The sequence below is a fragment of the Caulobacter sp. GW821-FHT12D05 genome (assembly GCF_058807295.1).
This window is the reverse complement of sequence record NZ_JBXAQO010000003.1, coordinates 862,771-884,261: the sequence shown is the minus strand read 5'-3', so window position 1 is coordinate 884,261 and position 21,491 is coordinate 862,771. Positions and strand designations below refer to the sequence as shown.

Annotated in this window: 16 protein-coding genes and 1 pseudogene; 12 read left to right on the top strand and 5 right to left on the bottom strand. The window is 67.4% G+C overall.

All coding sequences use genetic code 11. The features are described from left to right. Positions 1-76: 76 nt before the first annotated feature. The 6 genes from AC1RRR_RS17045 to AC1RRR_RS17020 all read left to right on the top strand — a co-directional run bounded on the left by AC1RRR_RS17045 (position 77) and on the right by AC1RRR_RS17020 (position 10,942). Positions 77-2,728 carry a hypothetical protein gene (locus AC1RRR_RS17045; protein ID WP_492814925.1) on the top strand — a complete coding sequence of 884 codons (2,652 nt, stop codon included), beginning with the start codon at positions 77-79 and terminating at the stop codon, positions 2,726-2,728. A 142-nt stretch (positions 2,729-2,870) separates the two neighbouring features. Further along, a complete protein-coding gene (locus AC1RRR_RS17040) occupies positions 2,871-6,230 on the top strand; it encodes a hypothetical protein (RefSeq protein ID WP_492814923.1) in 3,360 nt (1,119 codons plus the stop codon). Positions 6,231-6,414: 184 nt separating this feature from the next. Next, complete coding sequence (locus AC1RRR_RS17035) at positions 6,415-9,375, top strand: hypothetical protein (RefSeq protein ID WP_492814921.1); 2,961 nt, start codon at positions 6,415-6,417, stop codon at positions 9,373-9,375. An 87-nt stretch (positions 9,376-9,462) separates the two neighbouring features. Beyond that, complete coding sequence (locus AC1RRR_RS17030; protein WP_492814919.1) at positions 9,463-9,828, top strand: ArsR/SmtB family transcription factor; 366 nt, start codon at positions 9,463-9,465, stop codon at positions 9,826-9,828. Continuing rightward, complete coding sequence (locus tag AC1RRR_RS17025) at positions 9,825-10,283, top strand: SRPBCC domain-containing protein (protein WP_492814917.1); 459 nt, start codon at positions 9,825-9,827, stop codon at positions 10,281-10,283. Before AC1RRR_RS17030 ends, AC1RRR_RS17025 begins: the two co-directional genes overlap by 4 nt. Further along, positions 10,280-10,942, top strand: coding sequence for a glutathione S-transferase family protein (locus AC1RRR_RS17020; RefSeq protein WP_492814916.1), 663 nt, complete (start codon positions 10,280-10,282; stop codon positions 10,940-10,942). Before AC1RRR_RS17025 ends, AC1RRR_RS17020 begins: the two co-directional genes overlap by 4 nt. On the opposite strand, the gene AC1RRR_RS17015 is transcribed toward AC1RRR_RS17020, so the two are convergent. Next, entirely contained in the window at positions 10,902-12,095 is a 1,194-nt protein-coding gene (locus AC1RRR_RS17015; RefSeq protein ID WP_492814915.1) for a patatin-like phospholipase family protein, read from the bottom strand. The genes AC1RRR_RS17020 and AC1RRR_RS17015 overlap by 41 nt on opposite strands. A gap of 41 nt (positions 12,096-12,136) precedes the next feature. Between AC1RRR_RS17015 and AC1RRR_RS17010 the strand changes: the two are divergent. Next, a pseudogene (locus AC1RRR_RS17010) lies at positions 12,137-12,252 on the top strand (hypothetical protein); the annotation flags it as partial. A gap of 75 nt (positions 12,253-12,327) precedes the next feature. Here AC1RRR_RS17010 and AC1RRR_RS17005 read toward each other — a convergent pair. Beyond that, positions 12,328-12,537 carry a cold-shock protein gene (locus AC1RRR_RS17005; RefSeq protein ID WP_291871344.1) on the bottom strand — a complete coding sequence of 70 codons (210 nt, stop codon included), beginning with the start codon at positions 12,535-12,537 and terminating at the stop codon, positions 12,328-12,330. Between the two features lie 378 nt (positions 12,538-12,915). Here AC1RRR_RS17005 and AC1RRR_RS17000 point away from each other — a divergent pair, with 378 nt between their 5' ends. Then, entirely contained in the window at positions 12,916-13,086 is a 171-nt protein-coding gene (locus AC1RRR_RS17000) for a hypothetical protein (RefSeq protein WP_492815293.1), read from the top strand. 125 nt (positions 13,087-13,211) lie between these two features. Here AC1RRR_RS17000 and AC1RRR_RS16995 read toward each other — a convergent pair whose 3' ends face one another. Beyond that, positions 13,212-14,987, bottom strand: coding sequence for an SLC13 family permease (locus AC1RRR_RS16995; protein ID WP_492814913.1), 1,776 nt, complete (start codon positions 14,985-14,987; stop codon positions 13,212-13,214). A 96-nt stretch (positions 14,988-15,083) separates the two neighbouring features. Continuing rightward, positions 15,084-15,701, bottom strand: a complete 618-nt coding sequence (pgsA, locus tag AC1RRR_RS16990; protein WP_492814911.1) for a CDP-diacylglycerol--glycerol-3-phosphate 3-phosphatidyltransferase — start codon at positions 15,699-15,701, stop codon at positions 15,084-15,086. A gap of 151 nt (positions 15,702-15,852) precedes the next feature. Between pgsA and AC1RRR_RS16985 the strand changes: the two genes are divergently transcribed. Next, positions 15,853-17,523 carry a sensor histidine kinase gene (locus AC1RRR_RS16985; RefSeq protein WP_492814909.1) on the top strand — a complete coding sequence of 557 codons (1,671 nt, stop codon included), beginning with the start codon at positions 15,853-15,855 and terminating at the stop codon, positions 17,521-17,523. On the opposite strand, the gene AC1RRR_RS16980 is transcribed toward AC1RRR_RS16985, so the two are convergent. Further along, the gene (locus AC1RRR_RS16980) at positions 17,520-18,230 is read right to left on the bottom strand and encodes a hypothetical protein (protein WP_492814907.1); all 711 of its coding nucleotides are present in this window, start codon (positions 18,228-18,230) and stop codon (positions 17,520-17,522) included. The two genes, AC1RRR_RS16985 and AC1RRR_RS16980, sit on opposite strands and share 4 nt — an antisense overlap. A gap of 62 nt (positions 18,231-18,292) precedes the next feature. Here AC1RRR_RS16980 and AC1RRR_RS16975 point away from each other — a divergent pair, with 62 nt between their 5' ends. The 3 genes from AC1RRR_RS16975 (at position 18,293) to AC1RRR_RS16965 (ending at position 21,486) form a co-directional block, all read left to right on the top strand. Beyond that, positions 18,293-18,766, top strand: a complete 474-nt coding sequence (locus AC1RRR_RS16975; RefSeq protein WP_492814905.1) for a hypothetical protein — start codon at positions 18,293-18,295, stop codon at positions 18,764-18,766. Between the two features lie 42 nt (positions 18,767-18,808). Beyond that, positions 18,809-20,338: a hypothetical protein gene (locus AC1RRR_RS16970; protein ID WP_492814903.1), complete on the top strand. Its 1,530-nt coding sequence runs from the start codon at positions 18,809-18,811 to the stop codon at positions 20,336-20,338. Positions 20,339-20,424: 86 nt separating this feature from the next. Further along, complete coding sequence (locus AC1RRR_RS16965; RefSeq protein ID WP_492814901.1) at positions 20,425-21,486, top strand: HPP family protein; 1,062 nt, start codon at positions 20,425-20,427, stop codon at positions 21,484-21,486. Positions 21,487-21,491 lie beyond the last annotated feature (5 nt).

Here is a 21,491-nt window from a genome sequence, read left to right as displayed (position 1 = left end):
GATGACAACGCCCTCGCAAGGCCAAGGCTAGAACTCACCCCAAAGTCGCATAGCCGACAGTTGGGGACGTACGAGTATGGCCTATACGCTCAAGCAACTGACCATGGCCTGGACGGCCGCGCATGGCGGCGTCGCGCCCGACGCCGCGACCCTGGCGGATCTCGGGAACCGCGCCGCGCAGAACGCGGCCGGGTCCATGACCGACGCGCAGGTGCTGGGCTTCGTGATCAACAGCGCCGACAACAGCACCGCGCTCGCCGCCCTCAGCTACCAGTTCTTCACCGGCAAGAGCCCGACCAAGGAGGGCCTGGCCTATCTGACCAATTCCCAGGACAACCCCAACGACCTGAACGACGCCTACTACGGCAAGTTCAACACCGAGAACCGCTACATCAACTTCGCCGCCAACCTCGGTGTGGCCGGCGAGGGCAAGGACGCCTTCGCGGCCAAATACGGCGCGATGACCTTCGCCCAGTATGTGGCCTCGATCTACGAGACGATCATCGGCTCCAGCTACGCCAAGGCCGCCGGCGCTGATCCGGCCGCCGCCATCGCCGACATCGTCGGTCGCCAGGCCGCGATCCTGGCCACCGCGCAAGCCTCGGGGATGATCACCCCCGGCATGAGCCAGGCCCAGATCGACCTGGCCCTGAAGGCCGCCACGGCCGGCTATCTGATGGGCGAGGCGATCAAGGCCGACATCGGCGTCTATGCCGCCGCCGCCAACAACTTCACCCTGGCCCTGGCCACCGGCAACGCGGCCTACAATGTCGACCTCACCCAGACCTACAAGCCCACGCCCGGCCAGGGCGTCGGCGCGCCCGTGACGACCACGCCGGCGGAGGACGCCCTGCCCGGCTACGTACCGCCGCCGCCGCCGCCCTCCCCGCCCGCGCCGAGGCCCATGACCTTCAACCTGACCAACGGCGTGGACACGTTCACCGGCGCCAATCTGGACGACACCTTCAACGCCACGGCCACGACGCTCAACGCCAGCGACGTGCTGAAAGGCGGCGGCGGCAATGACACCCTGACCATCAACGCCGGCTTCAACGGCAACTACACCCCCGCCGTGACGACCCTGGACAGCATCGAGACCGTCAACATCACCAACGCCAATTCGGGCGTCTATGTCGACGCCAGCAACTGGATGGACGTGACCAAGCTGAACGTCACCGACAGCCAGTCGACGCAGGTGACCGCCAGCGGGACCCAGGACGTCACGATCACCAACACCAGCCAGACGGGCTTTACCTTCATCGCCGACGGCGGCCGCGACGTGACCATCTCCATCGCCGACAGCGAGGGCACGATCCGGGTCGGCGCCAACCTGGTCCCGATCGGCGCGCTGGTCTTCTCGCGAACCGCTTCCGTCGTGAACCCGGGCTCGCTGGAGATCACCGGCGGCGTGTCGATGGACGTCACCCTGACGGCCGCCAACGCGGTCAACACCACCCAGTCAGGCTCGGCGACCCTCTACGGCACGTTCCTGACGGAGTGGGTCAAGGTCAAGGGTTCGGTGGCGCGAACCGCCGATCCCAGTACGGCCGGTCATGGGGGCGACACCTTCTTTATCAACGACCTCTACCGGTCTGACCCCAGCCAGGCGGGCCGGATCACCTCGGTCGAAGCCGACGGTTTCGGGTCGCTGTACATCCGCGACAACGCCCTGACGACGCTGAAGGCGTCCAACGGCGGCAATATCGAGATCACCAACAACATCGCCGCCGTGGGCGTCTCCGCGACGCTGGACGCCACGCTCGACGGCATCGACGGCTATCTCCGGGACTCCGGCGCCTTTTCGACCCTGAACCTGACCGTGAAGTCCAATGGCGTGGACGCCGACCTGCAGATGGCCGCGCTGGACACGCTGACCATCGACGGGACCGGCTACACGAGGCTGAGCAACAGCACCAGCACGGCCCTGACCCTGGTCGACGCCAGCGCCCTCACGGGCGACCTGGTCTGGGCGCCGGTCGCGCAATCCGGCGCCATCACGATCAAGACCGGGAGCGGCGCCAATAACATCGACGCCCAGAACATCACCGGGGTGGTCACCTTCGAAGGCGGCGCCGGCGCCGACACCCTGTACACGCAGAACGACGTCAACAACGTCATCCACCTGGGCGGCGGCAACAACTACTTCTCGGGCTACGGCGGCGCGACCTCGGCCATCACGGCGGGCGCCGGCAACGACACCCTCTGGATCAACAACGGCGGCGTCACGGTCAATGCCGGCAATGGCGCCAACCAGGTCCACGCCGGCGCGGGCGACATGACCGTCACCACCGGGACCGGGAACGACGAGATCTCGATCAGCGGCGGCACGAACACCGTCGATGTCGGCTCGGGCGACGACATCGTGATCATCACCGGCGTCGACGCCAACGGCGCGACCCACTTCGCGTCGATCACCGGCATGGGCGTGGGCGACAAGTTGGACCTGGGCGCCTTCAACAACGCCCACGCCCTGGGCGGGGAGCTGACCGGCATGGCCACCCTGGCCGACTACCTGTCCATCGCCGCCACCGGCGCCGCCCTGTCGAACAACAGGGTGGAATGGTTCGTGCTGGGCAGCGACCTCTACATCGTCTCGGACGCCAGCAACTTCGGCGGCTTCGACGAAGGGCGCGACGCGGTGATCAAGCTGACCGGCTCGGCGGGCCTGGCGGCGGGCCTCCGCGCCGGCCACGTCGACGTCGACGACGGGGTCATCACCTTTCTCTGATCGAAACGCCGACCCGACCGTCTGGGCAGGTCGAAAAAGAGGCGCGGTTTCGACCGCGCCTCCTCATTTGTGATGACAAGCGCCTCGCACGGCCGGGGTTAGAACCCTCGCCAAAGTCGAATAGCCGACACGGGTGGGGACGATGGCCTATACGCTCAAGCAACTGACCATGGCCTGGACGGCCGCGCATGGCGGGATCACGCCCGACGCCGCGACCCTGGCGGATCTCGGGAACCGCGCCGCGCAGAACGCGGCCGGGATCCTGAGCGACGCCCAGGTGCTGGGCTTCGTGATCAACAGCGCCGACAACAGCACCGCCCTGGCGGCCCTCAGCTACCAGTTCTTCACCGGCAAGAGCCCGACCAAGGAGGGCCTGGCCTACCTGACCAATTCGCCGGACAACCCCAACGACCTGAACGACGCCTATTACGGCAAGTTCGGGTTGGAGAACCGCTACATCAACTTCGCGGCCAACCTTGGTGTGGCGGGCGAAGGCAAGGACGCCTTCGCGGCCAAGTACGGTGCGATGACCTTCGCCCAGTACGTCGCCTCGATCTACGAGACGATCGTCGGCTCCAGCTACGCCAAGGCCGCCGGCGCCGATCCGGCCGCCGCCATCGCCGACATCGTCGGTCGCCAGGCCGCGATCCTGGCCACAGCCCAGAGCGCCGGCATGATCACCCCCGGCATGAGTCAGGCCCAGATCGACCTGGCCTTGAAGGCCGCCACGGCCGGCTACCTGATGGGTGAAGCCATCAAGGCCGACATCGGCGTCTATGCCGCCGCCGCCAACAACTTCACCCTGGCCCTGGCCACGGGGAATGCGGCCTACAACGTCGACCTCACCACCACCTACAAGCCCACGCCCGGCCAGGGCGTCGGCGCGCCCGTGACCACCGCCCCGGCGGCGGAAACCCTGCCCGGCTACGTGCCGCCGCCGCCTCCGCCCCCGCCGCCGTCGGCCGCCACCTTCACCCTGACCACCGGCGCGGACAACTTCATCGGCACAAGCCAGGGCGACACCTTCAACGCCACGCCCGCGGCCTTCAACGCCGGCGACGTGCTGAACGGCGGCGGCGGCGTCGACACCCTGAACATCGGCGCCAGCTTCAACGGCAACTACACCCCCGCCGCGGCGACGTTCAGCAACATCGAGACGGTGAACGTCACCAACACCCTGTCGGGCGTCTATCTGGACTCCAGCGGCTGGACGGGCGTGACCAAGCTGAGCATCACCGGCAAGGAGTCGATGCAGAACACGGCCGGCGCGAACCAGGACGTGACGATCACCAACACCGACCAGGGCAACTTCACCTTCATCGCCGACGGCGGCCACGACATGACCGTGTCGATCGCCAACAGCGGCGGCACGGTTCGCGTCGGCACGAACACCGCCCCGACCGGCGCCCTGGTCTTCACGCGGGCCAGCGCCGGCCCGGGCGTGCTCAACATCGTCGTCGGGACCTCGGCCGACATCACCCTGACCGCCACCAATGGGGTCAACTCCACCCTGGCGCCCGGCTCGGTGACCATCGACGGCACCGCCCTGACCACCGCGATCAAGGTCAAGGGCTCGCAAGCCATCACCGCCGACAACGACACGGCCGGGCATGCCGGCGACAATTTCACCATCAACAGCAACGCCGGCGCGATCACGACGCTGGAGGCCGACGGCTTCTACGGCGTCAACTTCAGCGGCAGCGCCGTGAACACGCTGAAGCTCAGTCACGGCGTGTTCGTCGACATCAACAACGGCGCCGGTCCGTCCTCGGCCACCACCCTGGCCCTGACGGTCAACGGCTTCAAAGGCGACGTCCTGGACAACGGCGTCTACGAAACGGTGACCCTCACCCGGGGCCCCGAAGCCTCGGCCGTCGATCTGGGCATGAACGGCCTGAAGACCCTGACGATCGGCGGTTCTGGCGCGCTGACGCTGGACATCGTCGACAGCGCCGCCGCCCTGCAGACGATCACCGTGACCGGCGCGGGCGCCGTCGATCTCCTCGACCTCACGATGTACGCCAACCTGGCCACGCTGGACGCCGCGAACGCCACGGGCGCGATCACGGCGGGCGTCGATTCCACCGTCACGGCCGTGACGACCGGCTCGGGCGCGGACTCGATCTGGACGTCCAGCACGATCAGCAAGGCCATCGACCTGGGCGCGGGCGACGACACCCTCTATCTGGGCGTGACCAGCACGATCACCGCGACGGTGGACGGCGGGAACGGCACGGACGGCCTCTGGATGGACGCCATCGACGCCCAAAACAACGCCGCCCTCTACGGCAGCAAGATCCACAACTTCGAGCGCCTCCTCCTCGACAACGGTTTCAACTTCACGATCGATCTGGTCACCCTGGGCGGCTACCACTATGTCGAGATCGAGGACGGCAATGGCGTGACGCTGAACGGGTTCGACCCCGGCGACACCCTGGTCCTGACGCGGTCAGGCACGTCCTATGTCGTGGGCTCAGCCAACTTCGGCGGCGCCAGCGACAGCTTCAAGCTCGGGTTCGTGACCGACGGTACGGGCGCCGTGTCCTATGGCAGCGTCGACCTGTCGGGCATCGAGACCGTCGTCATCACCGCCGACGACACGCGCGCGACGCCTACCGGGACCGATTTCAACACGCTGAGCCTGCTGGACGCCGCGGCCAAGACTATCACGATCAGCGGCGACGCCGGCCTGGAGCTGACGGCCGCGAGTACGGCCCTGACCAGCGTCGACGCCAGCGGCGTCACGATCGGCGGCTTCAAGTGGACGTCCGGCGCCCTGGCCGGCGCGGCGACGATCAAGGGCGCGGCGACGGGCGTGAACGAGGTCACCTTCACCGCCGCGACCGGCGGCGTGATCACCTATGAAGGCGGCGCCGGCGACGACACCGTCATCGGCGGCAACGGCCTCTCCGGCAACATCATCCACCTGGGCAACGGCACGAACTATTTCGACGGCGACGGCGGCGGGACCTCGGCGATCACGGCCGGGTCTGGCGACGACTACATCAAGGTCGGCAACGGCGGCGCCACGATCAATGCCGGCAATGGCGGCAACGTCGTCTACGCCCTCAACAACACCGCCTCGACGATCACCACCGGGACCGGCGACGACAACATCTTCGTCGGCGGCGGCGCCAACACGGTCAATGTCGGCTCGGGCCACGACTATGTCGGGATCAAGAACGCGACGGCCACGTCCAGCGCCTACACCACGATCACCGGCATGGGGGCGGGCGACACCCTCGAATTCTCCAGCGTGACCTTCGGGCAGACCACCGCCGGCGTGGCGGTCGCCAACCTGGCCGCCGCCACCGCGGGCGACGGCTCGACGACGCCCATCCTCAAATGGTTCGTCGCGGGCGGCGACACCTATGTCGTCGTCGACCTCAGCGCATCGGCCAGCTTCGTCGACGGGGTCGACTACATCGTCAAGCTGGTGGGCGTCCACGACCTGAACCAGACCGGCAACATGGCCGCGCACACCGTGACGCTGGTGTCCTAACGTCCATCGCCACCTTGACCCCTCCGTCGTGGGAGGCGGTCACAGGAGGCGCGGCTTCGGCCGCGCCTCCTCATTTGGCCAAGGCTGAAACTGACCCCCCCAAGTGCGTCAAAGTCGCCTACCGAACTTTTCGCCCAATCAGCTACAAGAGGCCTAGTGATGATTCGACACTAGGGGTGTCACAATGGCCTATACCGAGAAGCAGCTGGTCATGGCCTGGACGGCTGTCCACGACGGTATGGCGCCCGACGCCGCTACGCTGGCCGACCTGCAGAACCGCGCCTACCAGAACGCGGCCGGGGCCATGACGGACGCCCAGGTGCTGGGCTTCGTGCTCAACAGCGCCGACAACAGCACCGCCCTGGCAGCCCTCAGCTACCAGTTCTTCACCGGCAAGAGCCCGACCAAGGACGGCCTGGCCTACCTGACGAACTCGCCGGACAACCCCAACGACTTGAACGACGCCTATTACGGCAAGTTCAGCACCGAGAACCGCTACATCAACTTCGCCGCCAACCTGGGCGTGGCCGGCGAAGGCGCGGGGGCTTTCGCGGCCAAGTACGGCGCGATGACCTTCGCCGAGTATGTCGCCGCGATCTACGAGAGCATTGTCGGCGCGACCTACGCCAAGGCCGCCGGCGCCGATCCGGCCAAGGCCATCGCCGACATCATCAGCCGTCAGGCCGCTATACTGGCGACGGCCCAAGCCTCGGGGATGATCACCCCCGGCATGAGCCAGGCCCAGATCGACCTGGCGCTGAAGGCCGCCACGGCCGGCTACCTGATGGGCGAGGCGATCAAGGCCGACGTGGGCGCCTATGCCGCCGCGGCCAACAACTTCATGCTGGCCATGGCCAAGGGCGACGCGGTCTACGGCGTTGACCTCACCACCACCTACAAGCCGACGCCGGGCTCGGGTTCGGACGGCACGGGCCATGCGATCGACTCCGCCCCGAACCAGTACACCCTGCCCGGCGGCCCGCCGCCGCCTCCCCCGCCGCCCGAGCCGGATCCTGAGCCCGCCGCTGTCGCGCACGCCTTCACCCTGACCACCGGGACCGACACGTTCACCGGCGAAAGCCTGGACGACACCTTCACCGGCCTGGCCAACTATACCGACGTCACCGAGAACGGCGCCTCGACCTTCAACGTCGCGACGGATGTGCTGGACGGCGCCGGCGGCTATGACACCTTGACGCTGGCTATCGCCGGCACGAGCAACCCGGCGGTCACGCTCGATCCGAGCAAGATCCAGAACATCGAGCGGCTGTCGGTGACGTCGACCGCCACCTTTGCCCGGGTGGTGGTGACGGGAACCAGCTTCACCGAACTGGTCAGCAATAACGCCACGTCCGGCATGACGATCACCGGCTTCGGGAGCAGCGTGGCCAAGCTGAGCATCATCGGCCCCAGCGGAAGCGTCTCCTTCGTACGGGACGGCGCGACGCTGGCCGGGACCGCCGACGCCATCACCCTGACTCTCACGGATGTCGGGAACACGTCGACGTCGCCGATCGTGACTCTGACCCCATCCGGCGGTGTGAGCACCGATTTCTATGAGACGCTGAACATCGTCTCCAATGTCTCCGCCAGCACGGCGAACTACGTGCGATTGGCCACGGGGACGGTCCAGACCAGCCTCACGCGGATCAACATCAGCGGTTCGGCGCCACTGACCCTGGACTTCCCCCCCAACGACAAAGCGCGCGGTGTTCAGACCATCGACGCCAGCGCCGCCACAGGCGCCATCACGATCGGGTCTACCAGCGCCACGGTGGGCGCGGCCAACCAGACCGTGATCCTGGGCACTGGGACCAACATCGTCTACTTCGCCACGCTTGACGCCAACGACACCGTGGACGGCAGCCGGGGCGGCAATGACACGCTGGCGGTGACCGTGACCAGCAATAATTCGCCGTTCGACGCAACCACCTTTGCCCATGTGACCGGCGTGGAAACCCTGCGCATATCAGGCGTGAACTCGATCACGCAGGACTTCAGCGTCCTACCGGCCAGCATGACCACCCTGCAGCTCGCGCAGACCTCTAACGGCTATACGTTGAACAAGCTGGCTAACGGCATGACCGTGGAACTGCTCGCCAGCACGATCAGTGGCGCTGTCACGGCCCTAAGCCTGGCCAATGACACCGCTGCCGACATGCTGACGCTGAAACTCAACGCTCCGACGACATTAGCCACCTTCACCTTGGGCACGTTGAACGATGTGGCCGACCTGGAGACGCTGAACATCGTCTCCACCGGCGCGGCGACAACCAATCGTATCGTCAGCGACAAGGTCACCGCCCAGCAGGTGATCACCGGCAACGCCAACCTGACCCTATCCATGGCCACCAACGTCTCCGGCAGGATCGACGCTAGCGCCTTTACCGGCAAGCTGACGTTCACCGCCTTTGGCAACGGGAACGACACCGTTGTCGGCGGGACCGGGAACGACACCTTCACCCTAGCCGGCGGCGTCAATACGCTAACGCTCGGCGTCCAGGGACAGAACGCCCAGGCGGGCGCCGACGCCATCACCACCACAGGAACCGACACCATCGGCTTCGTCGGCAACACGCTGACGGTCACAGCTGCCGCCACGACCTTCAATGGCTTGCAGGCCGCGACAATCACCGGCACTTCGGGCGCGGCCGTCACCAACAACCCCACCCTCCGGTTCAGCGCCGACGACCACGACTTCAGCCTGCAAAACGCGGCCGGAACGACCTTCACCGGCTTGGCCCGGGGCTCGGTCAGTCAGGGCCTGACGGCGGACGACGCCGTGACGATCGACAGCGTCAGCTCGACCGCCGGCACAAGAGCGCCGATCAGCGCCAATGTCGTGCTCTTCAAGCTTACGGACGGCAGCGTGTCGCTCAACAGCGCCGGCAGCATTGGCCAGCTGTTCAAGGCCGCCATGGGCACGACTGTCATCACGGGCCTAGCCGCCGACTCCAACTACCTGGTCTCGGTTTTCGAAACCGCCGGCAGGACGGTCTACGCCGTGGTCAATACCGGCGCGAGCGGCGCGGGCGACACCAGCCTCAGCGCCGCCGACTTCACCGATCACGGCATGGCCGTGATCGCGCTGGTCGGCACCACCGGCTCCAACGGCAACGGCGTCTCGCTCGGGGTCGCCCTCTAGTCCCCCGGACAAGGCCGGAAGAACGCCGGTTGACAAAGGCGCTTCCTCAATTTAACGATCTTGTTAATTAGCAAACTCGTTAAATAGATGACCGACTCCCTCTCCACCACCTTCGCCGCCCTCGCCGACCCGACCCGCCGCGCCATCCTGGCCCGGCTGGCCTCGGGCGAGGCCACGGTCAACCAGCTGGCCGAGCCGTTCGACATCAGCCTGCCCGCCGTCTCGCGCCACCTGAAGGTGCTGGAGGGCGCGGGCCTGATCAGCCGCTCGCGCGAGGCCCAGGCCCGCCCCTGCAAGCTGGAACCGGAGGCCCTGCAACGGGCCTATGGCTGGATCGACTACTACCGCCGCTTCTGGGACGAGAGCTTCGACCGCATGGCCGCGTACCTGGCCGAACTGCAGGCCGAAGAGGCCGCCTCCTCAAAGGACACCCCAAAGGACCTTCAAGAATGAACGACACTGTCGTGATCCAGGACGACGAGCTCCTGATCGAACGCATCTTCGACGCCCCGCGCGAGCTGGTCTTCCGCGTCTGGACCAAGCCCGAGCACCTGATGAAGTGGTGGGGCCCCAAGAGCTTCACCCCGCTGGCCATCGAGCAGGATTTCCGCGTCGGCGGGACCTATCACTACGGCATGCTCAGCGAGGAGGGCCGCGAGGTCTGGAAGTCGGGGGTCTACAAGGAGATCGTCCCGAACGAGCGCATCGTCATGACCTTCCGCTGGGATGACGGCGCGTTCGACGTCGACAACCTCGTCACCGTGACCTTCCTGACCATGGCCAGCGGCCGCACCCTGTTCCGCTTCCACCAGGCGCCGTTCAAGACGCTCGAGGCGCGCGACGCCCACATCGGCGGCTGGAGCAGCCTGTTCGACAAGATGACCACCTATCTGGAGACCGCCCAATGAACGCGCTCGTTTCCGCCTATGCCTGGGTGCCCGGCATCGCCCGCGGCCATGTCCGCGACCTGCGGGTCCGCTGGGCGCTGGAAGAGGCCGGCCTGCCCTACGACGCCGAGCTGATCCGCCTGGACGACAAGACCGCCTACCGCGCCAAGCAGCCGTTCGGCCAGGTCCCGGCCTATGTCGACGACGAGGTCGAGATGTTCGAGAGCGGCGCGATCGTGCTGCACCTGGCCGAGCGCTCGCCGGCGCTGATGCCGCGCGACGCGGCCGGCCGGGCGCGGGTCCAAACCTGGATCTTCTGCGCGCTGAACACCATGGAAACCCCGATCGCCATGCTGGCCGAGCTGAACATCTTCAACGCTGGCCAGGCGTGGACCGAGGGCGCCCGCCCGCGTGTCGAGGGCTGGGTGCGCATGCGGCTGGGCGAGCTGGAAATCCGCCTGGGCGACAACGCCTATCTGGACGGCGCGGCCTTCACGGCCGGCGACATCCTGATGGCCGACGTGCTGCGCATGATCCCCGAGCCGATGATGGCCGAGTATCCCAAGCTGGCCGCCTATCTGGCCCGCTGCCTGGCCCGTCCGGGTTTCCAGAAGGCCCTGGACGCCCAGATGGCCGACTTCACCGGCGAGCCGCCAGCGGGATGGACGGGGCCGCAATAACCGGCGGCGGCGCTTCAGGGATCGCCGGCTGCGACCAGGCGACCTCCATCTCGGCCCGGCGCTTGCCCAGGTCGAACAGCGTCCGGCGGTTGTCGGCGCTGAAGTCCAGGCCCGAGGTGTCCAGCGCGGTGTCGTCGGGAATGGCCGCATAGACCAGGCTGCCGCCATTCCGCCGGGCGAAGGCGGCGCTGGCGGTCAGATGGGTGCGCATCAGGGCCTTGCTCATGGTCAGCCACGAGCGGCCCACCACCGACAGGGTGCCGCCCTTGGTGAAGCCGAACGCCCCGCCGATCTTGCCGTTGACCAGCACCGTGATGTGGCCCGGCCGCGCCTCGCCGGCCTTGGGCGCGGTCCACAGCAAGAGGGACTCCGGGGCCACGAAGAACGGGATCGTCACCCCGCCGTCGACATGCATTTCCGACAGGCGCCGCCCGCTGCCCTCGACCTCGATCAGGGTGGGCGGGAAGACGCCGGGGATGCTGGCCGAGGCGACCAGCACGTCCTGGAACAGCTTGCGCGAGGCCTCGTCGCCCCGCGCGGCGATCGCGCCCATGTCCCAGATCACCGTCTCCTCGGTGTCGAGATTGGTGGTGGCGATCAGCAGGCGCCGGCCCTTGGCGTGCTCCATGGCGATCGCATACAGCATCGGCGCGTCGACATATTTCTCGACCAGCGCCCGCAGCGCCTTGGTGTCGTAGAAGCCGGGCCGGAACAGCAGGTCGATGCCGCGCTTCTCCAGGATCTTGTCGGCCGCCTTGCTGGTGTAGGCCTCGGTCAGGCGGCGGTCCCAGTCGGGGCCCAGGAACGCGAAGGGCGCGGTCAGGGCGCCGGTCGAAACGCCGGTGACGATGTCGAACTCGGGCCGCTGGCCGGTCTTGGTCCAGCCCACCAGCACGCCGGCCCCGTAGGCCCCGTTCGAGCCCCCGCCCGAAATGGCCAGCACGTCGAAGGTCTTCTGGTTGACGCGCCGGGTGCGCGCGGCCTCGGCGAAGCGGATGCCGGCTTCGGCGTCGCTGGCGTTGAACCGGATGTCGTTCAGCCCCTTGGGCGCCTCGGCCGCCAGGTCATTGGCCGTGAACGGATCGCGCGGCAGCGAACCGCAGGCAGCGGTCAGCAGCAGGACGGACAGCAGGGCGGCGAGCAGCCTGGACATGGGGGAATGGGAAGCCCGGTCAGGGGTGGGCCGTCAAGACCATGCGGAAACGCCGTGCGTCCTTCGAGGCTCGGCTGCGCCTCGCACCTCAGGATGAGGAAATCAGTACAAAGCTCCTCATCCTGAGGCGCCTGCGCAGCGGGCCTCGAAGGACGCACTGAGCCCGCAAACGAAAACAGGCCAGCGCGAGCGCTGGCCTGTCCGTAGAACCTGTCGGTTCGCTGCGGGTCGCTTAGACCGCTTGCAGCTGGCCGGCCGAGGTCTTGCCGCTGCGGCGATCGACTTCCGGCTCGAACGAGATCTTTTGACCTTCGTTCAGCGAGCCGAGGCCAGCGCGTTCAACGGCCGAGATGTGGACGAAGATGTCGTTGCCGCCGTTGTCCGGCTGGATGAAGCCGAAGCCCTTGGTGGAATTGAACCACTTCACGGTGCCAGTAGCCATGGGGGAGTATCCTTAGTCACGGGTGTTCGCCGACCGAAAACGTCCCGATCAGCGATCAAATTTCGTTGGAAGTTCGGAAGGCGCGTCCGGCGCTCCACCACGGGAGCAAGGAATAGCAGGCCGAGCGGCAGCGAATTCGATGATCTAGGATCGCTGATTTTATTCCAAAAATCAAGGAAGGAATATTTGGTCTACTTGGGCCGCGGGCTGGATCCCGCGCGGCGTTTCGCGCGTTGCCTTGATGGGCGAGTTTTTGCCCGGGATTTTCCCCCACATTTTGCCCAGGCCAGCCGGCGTTTCGCATACTCCCGATCGAGGGGGCTTGCGGGAGTCGTAATTGCAATTCATTCTCAGGAACATCATCGCGAGGAGACGACGATGGTTCTGCGGATGACGGGCGCCAGCTGGCTGGCCACCATGATGCGATGCGAACGCGAGGACGGCGACCGCGAAGACAGCGACCGGGGCACGCCCCCGACCTGGCTGCTGGACGGCGCGCCCGATCCCGAGCTGCTGGAAGCCCTGGAACGCCTGGCGGCGAACGACTAGCCCCCAGGTCCTCCCCCTAGCGGGGGAGGTGTCGGCGCGCAGCGACGACGGAGGGGGAAGAGGCAAGGCTCAGAGATCTTCCCCCTCCGGCGCTTCGCGCCACCTCCCCCGCTAGGGGGAGGGTCTTACTTCGCGAACGGCCACACCCAGGCGATCAGCCACGGCGCGATCAGCAGGATCAGCGCGCTGAGCGGCGCGCCCAGCCGGGCGTAGTCGCCGAACCGGTAGCCGCCCGGCCCCAGGACCAGGGTGTTGCACTGGTGACCGACGGGCGTGAGGAAGTCGCAGCCCGCCCCCACCGCGACGGCCATCAGGAACGGATCCGGCGACAACCCCAGCCGCTGCGCCACGCCCATGCCGATCGGCGCGGCGATCAGCACCGTGGCGGCGTTGTTCAGGAAGGGCGTGGCGGCCATGGCCACGGCCATCATCGCCGTCAGGGTGGCGATCGGCGGCAGGCCGTGGAAAGCGCCCGACAGCCAGGCCGAGATCAGGTCGGCGCCGCCGGTCTTCTCGATGGTGTCGCTGACCGGGATCAAGGCCGCCACCAGCACCAGCACCGGCGCCTCCAGCGCCGCATAGGCCTCGCGCATGCGCAGCGCCCCGGTCGCCACCACCAGCACCGCCGCGCCGAAGAAGCCGGCCGCCACGGGGACGACGCCGGTCGCCACCAGGGTCATGGCCACGACCAGGATCGCCACCGGCAGGATGGCGTGACGCACGCCGCCCAGCCGCACCTCGCGCTCGGCCAGCGGCAGAAGGCCCAGGGCTTGCAGAGCGCCCGGCAGCGACTGTTCGGCGCCCTGCAGCACGATGATGTCGCCGGCCTTCAGGCGGATGGTCGCCAGGCGTCCGGCCATGCGATGGCCGCTGCGACTGACGCCCAGCAGGTTGACGCCGTGGGTGTCGGACAGGGTCACGCTGCGGGCCGACTTGCCGATCAGGTCGCTCTCGCCGCCGATCACCGCCTCGACGACACGCACCTCCTCGGTCGGTTCGTTCATGACCAGAGGCCGGTCGGCGTCGCGCAGCTTCAGCTTGGCGGCGACGATCAGCTGGTTCAGCGCCTGTTGCTCGCCCTCGAGCAACAGGACGTCGCCGGGATGGAGCTTGAGATTGGCGTGCGGGGTCTCGATCCGCTCGCGGCCGCGCAGCAGGGCCACGATCGAGACCGCGCCCTCGCCAGCCTTCTTCAGGGCCGAGACGTTGCCGCCGCTCCAGCCTTCGGGCACCTCGACCTCGGTGACATAGGCGTTGGCCGCCAGGGCCGCGTCGACATCGATGGCCGCCTGGCGCTCGCGCGGCAGCAGGCGGTAGGCGAAGGACAGGTAGGTGACGGCGATCACCGTCAGAATGCCGCCGACCGGGAAGAAGTCGAACATCCGGAACGGCTGGCCCAGGGCCTCCTGGCGCACCTCCGAGACGATGATGTTGGGCGAGGTGCCGACCAGCACCGCCAGGCCGCCAACCAGCGAGCCGAACGCCATGGGCATCAGCAGGCGTCCGGGCGGCACGCCGGTGCGTCGGGCGATCTGCAGGGCGCTGGGCATCATCAGGGCCAGGGCGCCGACGTTCTTGGTGGCCATGGACAGGACCGCCGTGGTCCCGGCCAGCACGGGGACCTGTGTGCGCTCGTCCTTCAGCTTGGGCAGCAGCGGCGCCATCAGCAGGTCGACGATCCCCGAGCGCGCGACGGCGGCCGAGAGGACCAGGGCGCTGGCGATGATGATGACGATGTCGTTGGCGAAACCGTCGAATGCGGCCTTCACCGGGATCAGGCCCAGGGCCATGCCGGCGGCCAGGGCGCCCAGCGCGATCAGGTCATAGCGCCAGCGGCCCCAGACGAAGGCGGCGATGGTGGTCGCGATCAAGCCGAAGGCGAGGCCTTGGTGGAGAGTCAAACGGTAGTCCCCCGGGAAGCTGTGCTTGGGGGAACGGGGCGTAGACGGTTCTGGTTCAGCGCCTGATCAAAATCCTCCCCCTAGCGGGGGAGGATCTTAAGTCAGCGCCTTGCGCGCCGCTTCCCAGTACTGCGCGCCGGTGATCAGCGTCACCAGCGTCGCGATCCAGAGCAAGCTGTGCGCCACCACCGTGAAGCCGCCCATCACCGCCGGCTCCAGCGACAGCCCGAACGCGCCCCAGCTGGCCAGGATCAGCTCCGCGCCGATCGCCACCAGCTGCAGCGTGGTCTTCCACTTGGCCAGCAGGGTCACCGGCAGCTTGATCCCCTTGCCGGCCCCGACTTCGCGCAGGGCGCTGACGGCGAATTCACGGAACAGGATCAGGCCGGCCGGCAGCACGACCATGGCGTTGGGACCCAGCGCCATCAGGCCCAGCAGGGCGCCGCAGACCAGGATCTTGTCGCCGATGGGGTCCAGGATCGCGCCCCAGACGCTGACCGCGTCCAGCTTGCGCGCCAGCCAGCCATCGAAGAAGTCGGTCACCGAGGCGACGACAAAGGCGTAGAACGCCCAGCGCTCCAGCCGCAGCTGGCTCTCGGCCGTCAGCTGGTCGCTGACCCACGGCACCGCGCCCGCCGCGGCCGCCAGGGCGACGAACATGAACAGCGCCATCGCGAGGCGCGAGCCGGTCAGGATGTTGGGCAGGTTCTTCATGGTGAGGTTCATAACGCACAAAACGACGACAGGGCTACGGCCACGCTCGTTAACCGAGCAACGGGTTTTTTAAGACGCCGGACGCGACTCGCTTCGGTATACAAGTCTTGAGGGCGATACCGCGCTCTCGTCGCAGCGGGCGCGCCACCGCATGGAACGGCTGAACGGGGGAGTCTTCGGCGGTCGCCGACGCATCGGCTCGGTGCGCAACCGGCTCGTCCTCCTGACCGTCAGCCTGCTGGTGCCCGCCCTGCTGTCGATGGGTTTCCTGCTGGCCGGGGCCGACCGCGAGTCGCGCGGGCAGCTGTACCAGCAGCTGGTCACCACCGCCCGCGCCCTGAACGGCGCCGTCGACCGCCAGGCCGCCGTCGGCATCTCGGTGGCCGAGACCCTGTCCACCGACCAGGCCCTGCTGAACGGCGACTGGGCCGCCTTCCACGCCCGCGCCCGCCGCGCCATGGAGCGCCGCGCCGGCTGGATCGTCATCGCCGACGCCGACGGCCAGCAGGTGGTCAATACGCTCAAGCCGTATGGCGATCCCCTGCCCCGCATCAAGCGCACGCCCGAAGAGACCAGCGCCTTCTCGGCCGGCCGCAGCAAGGTCTCCGACCTCTTGAAGGGCCCGGTCGCCGGCAAGCCGGTGATCACGGTGGGCACGCCGATCACGGTCAAGGGCAAGGCCTATGTGCTGTCCTATGTCGTGGACTCGGCCTCGTTCACCTCCGTCTTCCGCCAGCAGCGGGTGCCCGATCGCTGGGTCGCCACCCTGCTGGACAACCACCGCCGGGTCATCGCCCGCTCGCGCTTCAACGAGAAGTTCACCGGCGCCCTGGCGTCCAAGGACATGGAGGACAACCTCCGCCACTCGACCGAAGGCGTGAACAAGAGCCAGTCGCTGGAAGGCGTGCCGACCATGGTCGCCTATACCCGCTCGCCCCAGACCGGCTGGACCCTGGTGGTGTCGATCCCGCGCGAGGACCTGACCACCACGGTCAACCGCTCGGTCTGGCTGGCCGGCGGCGTCTTCGTGCTGCTGCTGGCCCTGGGGATCGGGCTGTCGCTGGTCTATTCGCGCCGGATCAATGACGAGATGCGCCGCCTGGTCGCGGACGCCGACGCCATCGGCCGGGGTGAGACCCTGTCCCCGGCCGATCCTGACGGGCTGGAAGAGATCGCCGCCGTCCACGCCGCCCTGCGCGAAGCCTCTCGCGAGCTCAAGGCCCGCGAGGAACGTCAGGGGGTGATGATCAACGAGCTGAACCACCGGGTGAAGAACACCCTGGCCACCGTCCAGGCCCTGGCCCGCCAGAGCTTCGCCAAGGTGAAGGGCGCGCCGCTGGAGGTGTTCACCGACCGCCTGATCGCCCTCTCGGCCGCCCACGACCTGCTCACCCGCACCGGCTGGCGCGAGGCCGACATGGGGGCGCTGGTGGCCGCCAGCGTCGGGGCGCACGTGGACCGCGTCGACCGCGCCGGCCCCGAGGTCGCGCTGGCGCCGCACACCGCGGTGGGCCTCTCGATGGTGTTCCACGAACTGGCCACCAACAGCGTCAAGTACGGGGCGCTGTCGGCGCCCGAGGGCCGGGTCGAGATCGACTGGCGGCTGGATCCGGTGACCGACACCCTGGCCTTCACCTGGCGCGACGTCGGCGGCCCGCCCGTCACCCCGCCCAAGCAGCAAGGCTTCGGCACCCGCCTGATCGAAAGCTCGATCCGCCGCGAGCAGAAGGGCCAGGCGCGGTTCGACTTCCGGCCTGACGGCGTGGTGTTCGAGGCCAGCTTCCCGCTGCCCGAACAGGTGCGGTGGAGTAATAAGTTCTAGGCGCTGATGCTCAGCACCGAGCCCGCGCCCTTGGGCATCTGGACCTGGTCCGTCGCGTCCGGCCCCTCCACCGCCTTGGCGGCTTCGGTCAGGACCTTCTTGCCGTCCTCGATGTCGGCCGAACCGTCGTCCTTGTCGTCCTTGCCGGCCAGCTTCTTGAGCTTCGCCTCTTGCACCGCGGCGTCGTACATCTGCTTGGCCGCGCCGGCGAAGGTCTTGATCTCTTCCATGTAGATGTCGGCGGCGAAGCGTGGGGCGCCGGTCGCGGGCAGCGGGGTCACGACGGGCGTGGCGACCGGAGCGGCGGCGTCCGGCGCGGGCGCGGCGGCTTGCGGGTCGATCGGCTGACCGTTCTCATCGAGTTGCTGGCTGGCGTTCTGGGCGCTGGCCGCCTGCGCCGCGTCGCGACCGCCGGACGTGGCGTCGGCATAGTCTTTCGCCACCTGCGAATACTGTTTGTAGAGGTGGGCGGCCGCCTTGGCGCGCTCGAGCGGGTCCTGGATCAGGGTCAGGGCGATCAGCGCCTTGCTCATGTCCTTGAGCTTCTTGGCCACGTCCTGGCCGGGCGAGGAGCCTTCCTTCGCCGAGCCCGAAGCGGAGGCCCCCTCCTTGGCGTCGTCGGTCTTCGCTGTGGGATCGTTGGAGAGCGGCGTCAGCGACTTGGCCAGGGAGGTCACCATGGCCGGGCTCAGGGAACTGACGTTCATCGCTTCAATCCTACGCGCGAGGTAATGCCCACCTCACAGGAACTGGGTTACAGCATGGTTCCATGACAGCCTATAGCACCGCCGAAATCGCGGCCCTGGCCGAGCGCCTGCTGGACCGCACCCTGCCCAAAGAACAGTGGACCCACGCCGCCCACCTGACGGCGACCCTGCGCCTGGTCCGCACCCGCGACGCCGGGCTCGAGCGCGACCTGCCGGGCATCATCCGCGCCTACAATGTCGCGGTCGGCGGGGTGAACGACGACAAGAGCGGCTATCACGAGACGATCACCCAAGCCTATCTGGCCGCCATCCGCGCCTTCGACGCCGCCCTGCCGCCCGGCCTGGACGACGGCGAGGCCGCCGCCCGCCTGCTGGTCACGCCGCTGGGCGACAAGGAATGGCCGCTGAACCACTGGTCGCGGGAAGCGCTGTTCACGCCGGAAGCGCGGCTGGGGTGGGTGGGGCCGGACCTGAAGCCGCTGGAACATCCGCCGGAGCGATTGGAAGGACAACAACCCGGTGGTCAAAACGCCTGATCGACGCGACACTCGCCCTGAGACAGAGCTCAGCGGGGGCGAATGTTCTGGTTTCGGCGTCGTTTGATCCAATACAGCCAGCCTATCGAACGCGCGCCCAAACACGTGGCGCGGTTCTGGATCGGCTTCGAGCGACTGACCTTGGTCTTTTCGCTGATCGCGTCGATCGTAGCGATCGGCGGTATCGCTTCATGGTTTTTCGAGGCGGATTCGCGAGATCTGGATCGGGCCGCCCGCGTAGCTGAAGCCGTGAGCGGCGCTGAAGCTGCAATCGAGCGCGGGCGAAGCCACCGGGATGAGGTCGGCCAAAGCCAGGGCTTCAAGACACTCATCAGTCTTGGACGGCCGAGTTCGGCCATGGATCTTGATGATCAGACCCTTACCGGACTGGACCTGACCGACGGTGTCGCTCAGGAGCGCGGGCGCATAGTCGAGTTCCGCGATACGAAAATCCGACGGCGCGCGATGCCCATACGCCGTCCCGCGACCCACGCGATATGCGGGAACGTTACCGCGCTCGCTATTGATTTCGTGATCCTCAACAAGCTCAAAAGCAAAGCCGACAAACTTTGCATCACTGGCAGCGCCCATATTCGAGGGCTCGACGCTAAAGGTCTGACCGTCGACATCGACGGTCAATTTCTTCAAGCGTGGCAGCTTGGAAAGAACGCTCAGAGCCTTCACTCAGGACCCAATCTCACCGATCCCAACATCAGTATGGACAGCGAAGCCGTTCTACTCGGCTCGACGCTCCGTGACGGGCAGCTCCTGACAAATACTGATGCGACAACGATCGTCTCATCCAATTTGGCGGGAACGAAGCTCGATTTGGATAGCACTCGGATCGCGATCGTCGGCTCAAATCTGCGCGACACGACTATACGCGCTGATCACATCGCGGCGCTGGCGCAAGGGTTCATATGTATGAACTTCGGGGAGCCGGGCGATCGCGCCAAGTGCGTGTTTTCGTTCCAGGTCAATCCGGAAACACCAACGTCCAGTCGTCTCGTAATCGCCAATAGCGACATACGGGGCGCGGACCTCTCAAGCTTACCCTGGTCATCGATCGTTCTCTACAATGTCTGCGCGGACGACAAAACGCGCATGCCAGCCGGTGTCCGCATCGGCGCTTGCGGCCCCAATCTTCGGGCCGCATGGGACAGGTTAAACGCTGCCTGCCAGGAGGCGCGAGCGCGCGGCGCTAGGCCGTGCCCGGTCGGCCTTGATGAAACCTATCGCACCGATACGCCATTCGAGCCGATCTGGCTCCAACACGGCGCGTTGGCTGAGCGGATTTCTCCACCGCTACAGAGCGACTTCTACCCCTGGCTCCCGATCGACGACCCAAGGCTGCGCACGACGACGATGTTCGAATACAAGCTGGAGGCAATCCGTCGTAGGCCTGTTGCGCTGCCTGGCGACGGCTACACGCACGTCGGTTCCTGCTTCCTGCCCCGCTTGCCGCCCGACGAGATTGCGGTGCTTACGTCATTACATCGCTTTTTAGATCGCTCAGGAGCCGAGAACTGGAAGGCCATGCTCAAACCGGGCTTGCCGAACTGCCCGCACTAGGCGGATGTCCCACGCCTCTCCTTTCTTGAACCGGCTGTACAAAAATCGAAGAGACCTCGTCGCGGCCCCGAGCTAAGAGCCCGACCATGAGCACGCTTCACGCCCTGGTTCGCGGCAAGACGCCTATCCGTCCGATCGACGCCTTGCGGGGTGGGGCCGGCGCGTTGCTGGGGCTGCTGTTCGCGGGCCTGCTAGGACGGTTCGCCGTCGGCGGGGCCGACTGGCTGCATCCGCTGCTGGTGGCGCCGATCGGGGCGTCGGCGGTGCTGGTGTTCGCCGTGCCAGCCAGTCCGCTGGCCCAGCCGCGCTCGGTGCTGGGCGGCAACATCGTCTCGGCCTTCATCGGCATCACGGTGGCCATGCTGATCCCGCAGACCCTGATCGCCGCGCCGCTGGCTGTCGGATTGGCGATCGGCGTCATGATGCTGCTGGGCTGCCTGCACCCGCCGGGCGGGGCCGTGGCGCTGATCTGTGTGATCGGCGGGCCCAAGGTGCTGGAGGCCGGCTATCTGTTCGCGCTGAACCCGGTGGCGGTGGACAGCCTGCTGCTGGCCGGCGCGGGCATGATCTGGGGGCGGATCACCGGCCACTCCTACCCGCACCGCCCGCCGGTGACGGCGCCGACCCGCGCCGCCGGCTACAACACCGCCGACCTGGACGCCGCCCTGGCCCGCTACGGCGAGCTGCTGGACGTCAGCCGCGAGGACCTGGACGCCCTGTTCCGCGAGGTCGAGCTGTCGGCCGCCCAGCGCCTGCACGCCCAGATCCGCTGCGGCGACGTGATGTCTCGCGAGGTGATCAGCCTGCACCACGACCAGTCGGCCGAGAGTGCTCTTGCGTACCTCGCCGAACACGACCTGCGCGCCGCCCCGGTGGTCGACGCCGAGGGCCGCGTGATCGGCATGGCCCGTCGGGCCGAGCTACAGACGAACCGCCGCCGCAAGGTCGAGGCGGCGCTGGATCCCTTCGTGCACAAGGTCATGGAGACCACGCCGATCGCGGCCCTGCTGCCGATCTTGTCGAGCGGGCATACGCATGAGGCGATGGTGGTGGATGGGGAGCGGCGACTGATCGGGGTGATCACGCAGACGGATTTGATCGGGGTGCTGTATCGGGCGCACGTGGTGGAGAGTGTGGTGGGGGGTTAGGCCGC

What these genes read in the sequence shown, in the direction of transcription:
- AC1RRR_RS17045 (WP_492814925.1), top strand. Translation starts at nt 77, where the DNA reads ATGGCCTATACGCTCAAGCAACTGACCATGGCCTGGACGGCCGCGCAT.
- AC1RRR_RS17040 (WP_492814923.1), top strand. Translation starts at nt 2,871, where the DNA reads ATGGCCTATACGCTCAAGCAACTGACCATGGCCTGGACGGCCGCGCAT.
- AC1RRR_RS17035 (WP_492814921.1), top strand. Translation starts at nt 6,415, where the DNA reads ATGGCCTATACCGAGAAGCAGCTGGTCATGGCCTGGACGGCTGTCCAC.
- AC1RRR_RS17030 (WP_492814919.1), top strand. Translation starts at nt 9,463, where the DNA reads ATGACCGACTCCCTCTCCACCACCTTCGCCGCCCTCGCCGACCCGACC.
- AC1RRR_RS17025 (WP_492814917.1), top strand. Translation starts at nt 9,825, where the DNA reads ATGAACGACACTGTCGTGATCCAGGACGACGAGCTCCTGATCGAACGC.
- AC1RRR_RS17020 (WP_492814916.1), top strand. Translation starts at nt 10,280, where the DNA reads ATGAACGCGCTCGTTTCCGCCTATGCCTGGGTGCCCGGCATCGCCCGC.
- AC1RRR_RS17015 (WP_492814915.1), bottom strand. Translation starts at nt 12,095, where the DNA reads ATGTCCAGGCTGCTCGCCGCCCTGCTGTCCGTCCTGCTGCTGACCGCT.
- AC1RRR_RS17005 (WP_291871344.1), bottom strand. Translation starts at nt 12,537, where the DNA reads ATGGCTACTGGCACCGTGAAGTGGTTCAATTCCACCAAGGGCTTCGGC.
- AC1RRR_RS17000 (WP_492815293.1), top strand. Translation starts at nt 12,916, where the DNA reads ATGGTTCTGCGGATGACGGGCGCCAGCTGGCTGGCCACCATGATGCGA.
- pgsA (WP_492814911.1), bottom strand. Translation starts at nt 15,701, where the DNA reads ATGAAGAACCTGCCCAACATCCTGACCGGCTCGCGCCTCGCGATGGCG.
- AC1RRR_RS16985 (WP_492814909.1), top strand. Translation starts at nt 15,853, where the DNA reads ATGGAACGGCTGAACGGGGGAGTCTTCGGCGGTCGCCGACGCATCGGC.
- AC1RRR_RS16980 (WP_492814907.1), bottom strand. Translation starts at nt 18,230, where the DNA reads ATGAACGTCAGTTCCCTGAGCCCGGCCATGGTGACCTCCCTGGCCAAG.
- AC1RRR_RS16975 (WP_492814905.1), top strand. Translation starts at nt 18,293, where the DNA reads ATGACAGCCTATAGCACCGCCGAAATCGCGGCCCTGGCCGAGCGCCTG.
- AC1RRR_RS16970 (WP_492814903.1), top strand. Translation starts at nt 18,809, where the DNA reads ATGTTCTGGTTTCGGCGTCGTTTGATCCAATACAGCCAGCCTATCGAA.
- AC1RRR_RS16965 (WP_492814901.1), top strand. Translation starts at nt 20,425, where the DNA reads ATGAGCACGCTTCACGCCCTGGTTCGCGGCAAGACGCCTATCCGTCCG.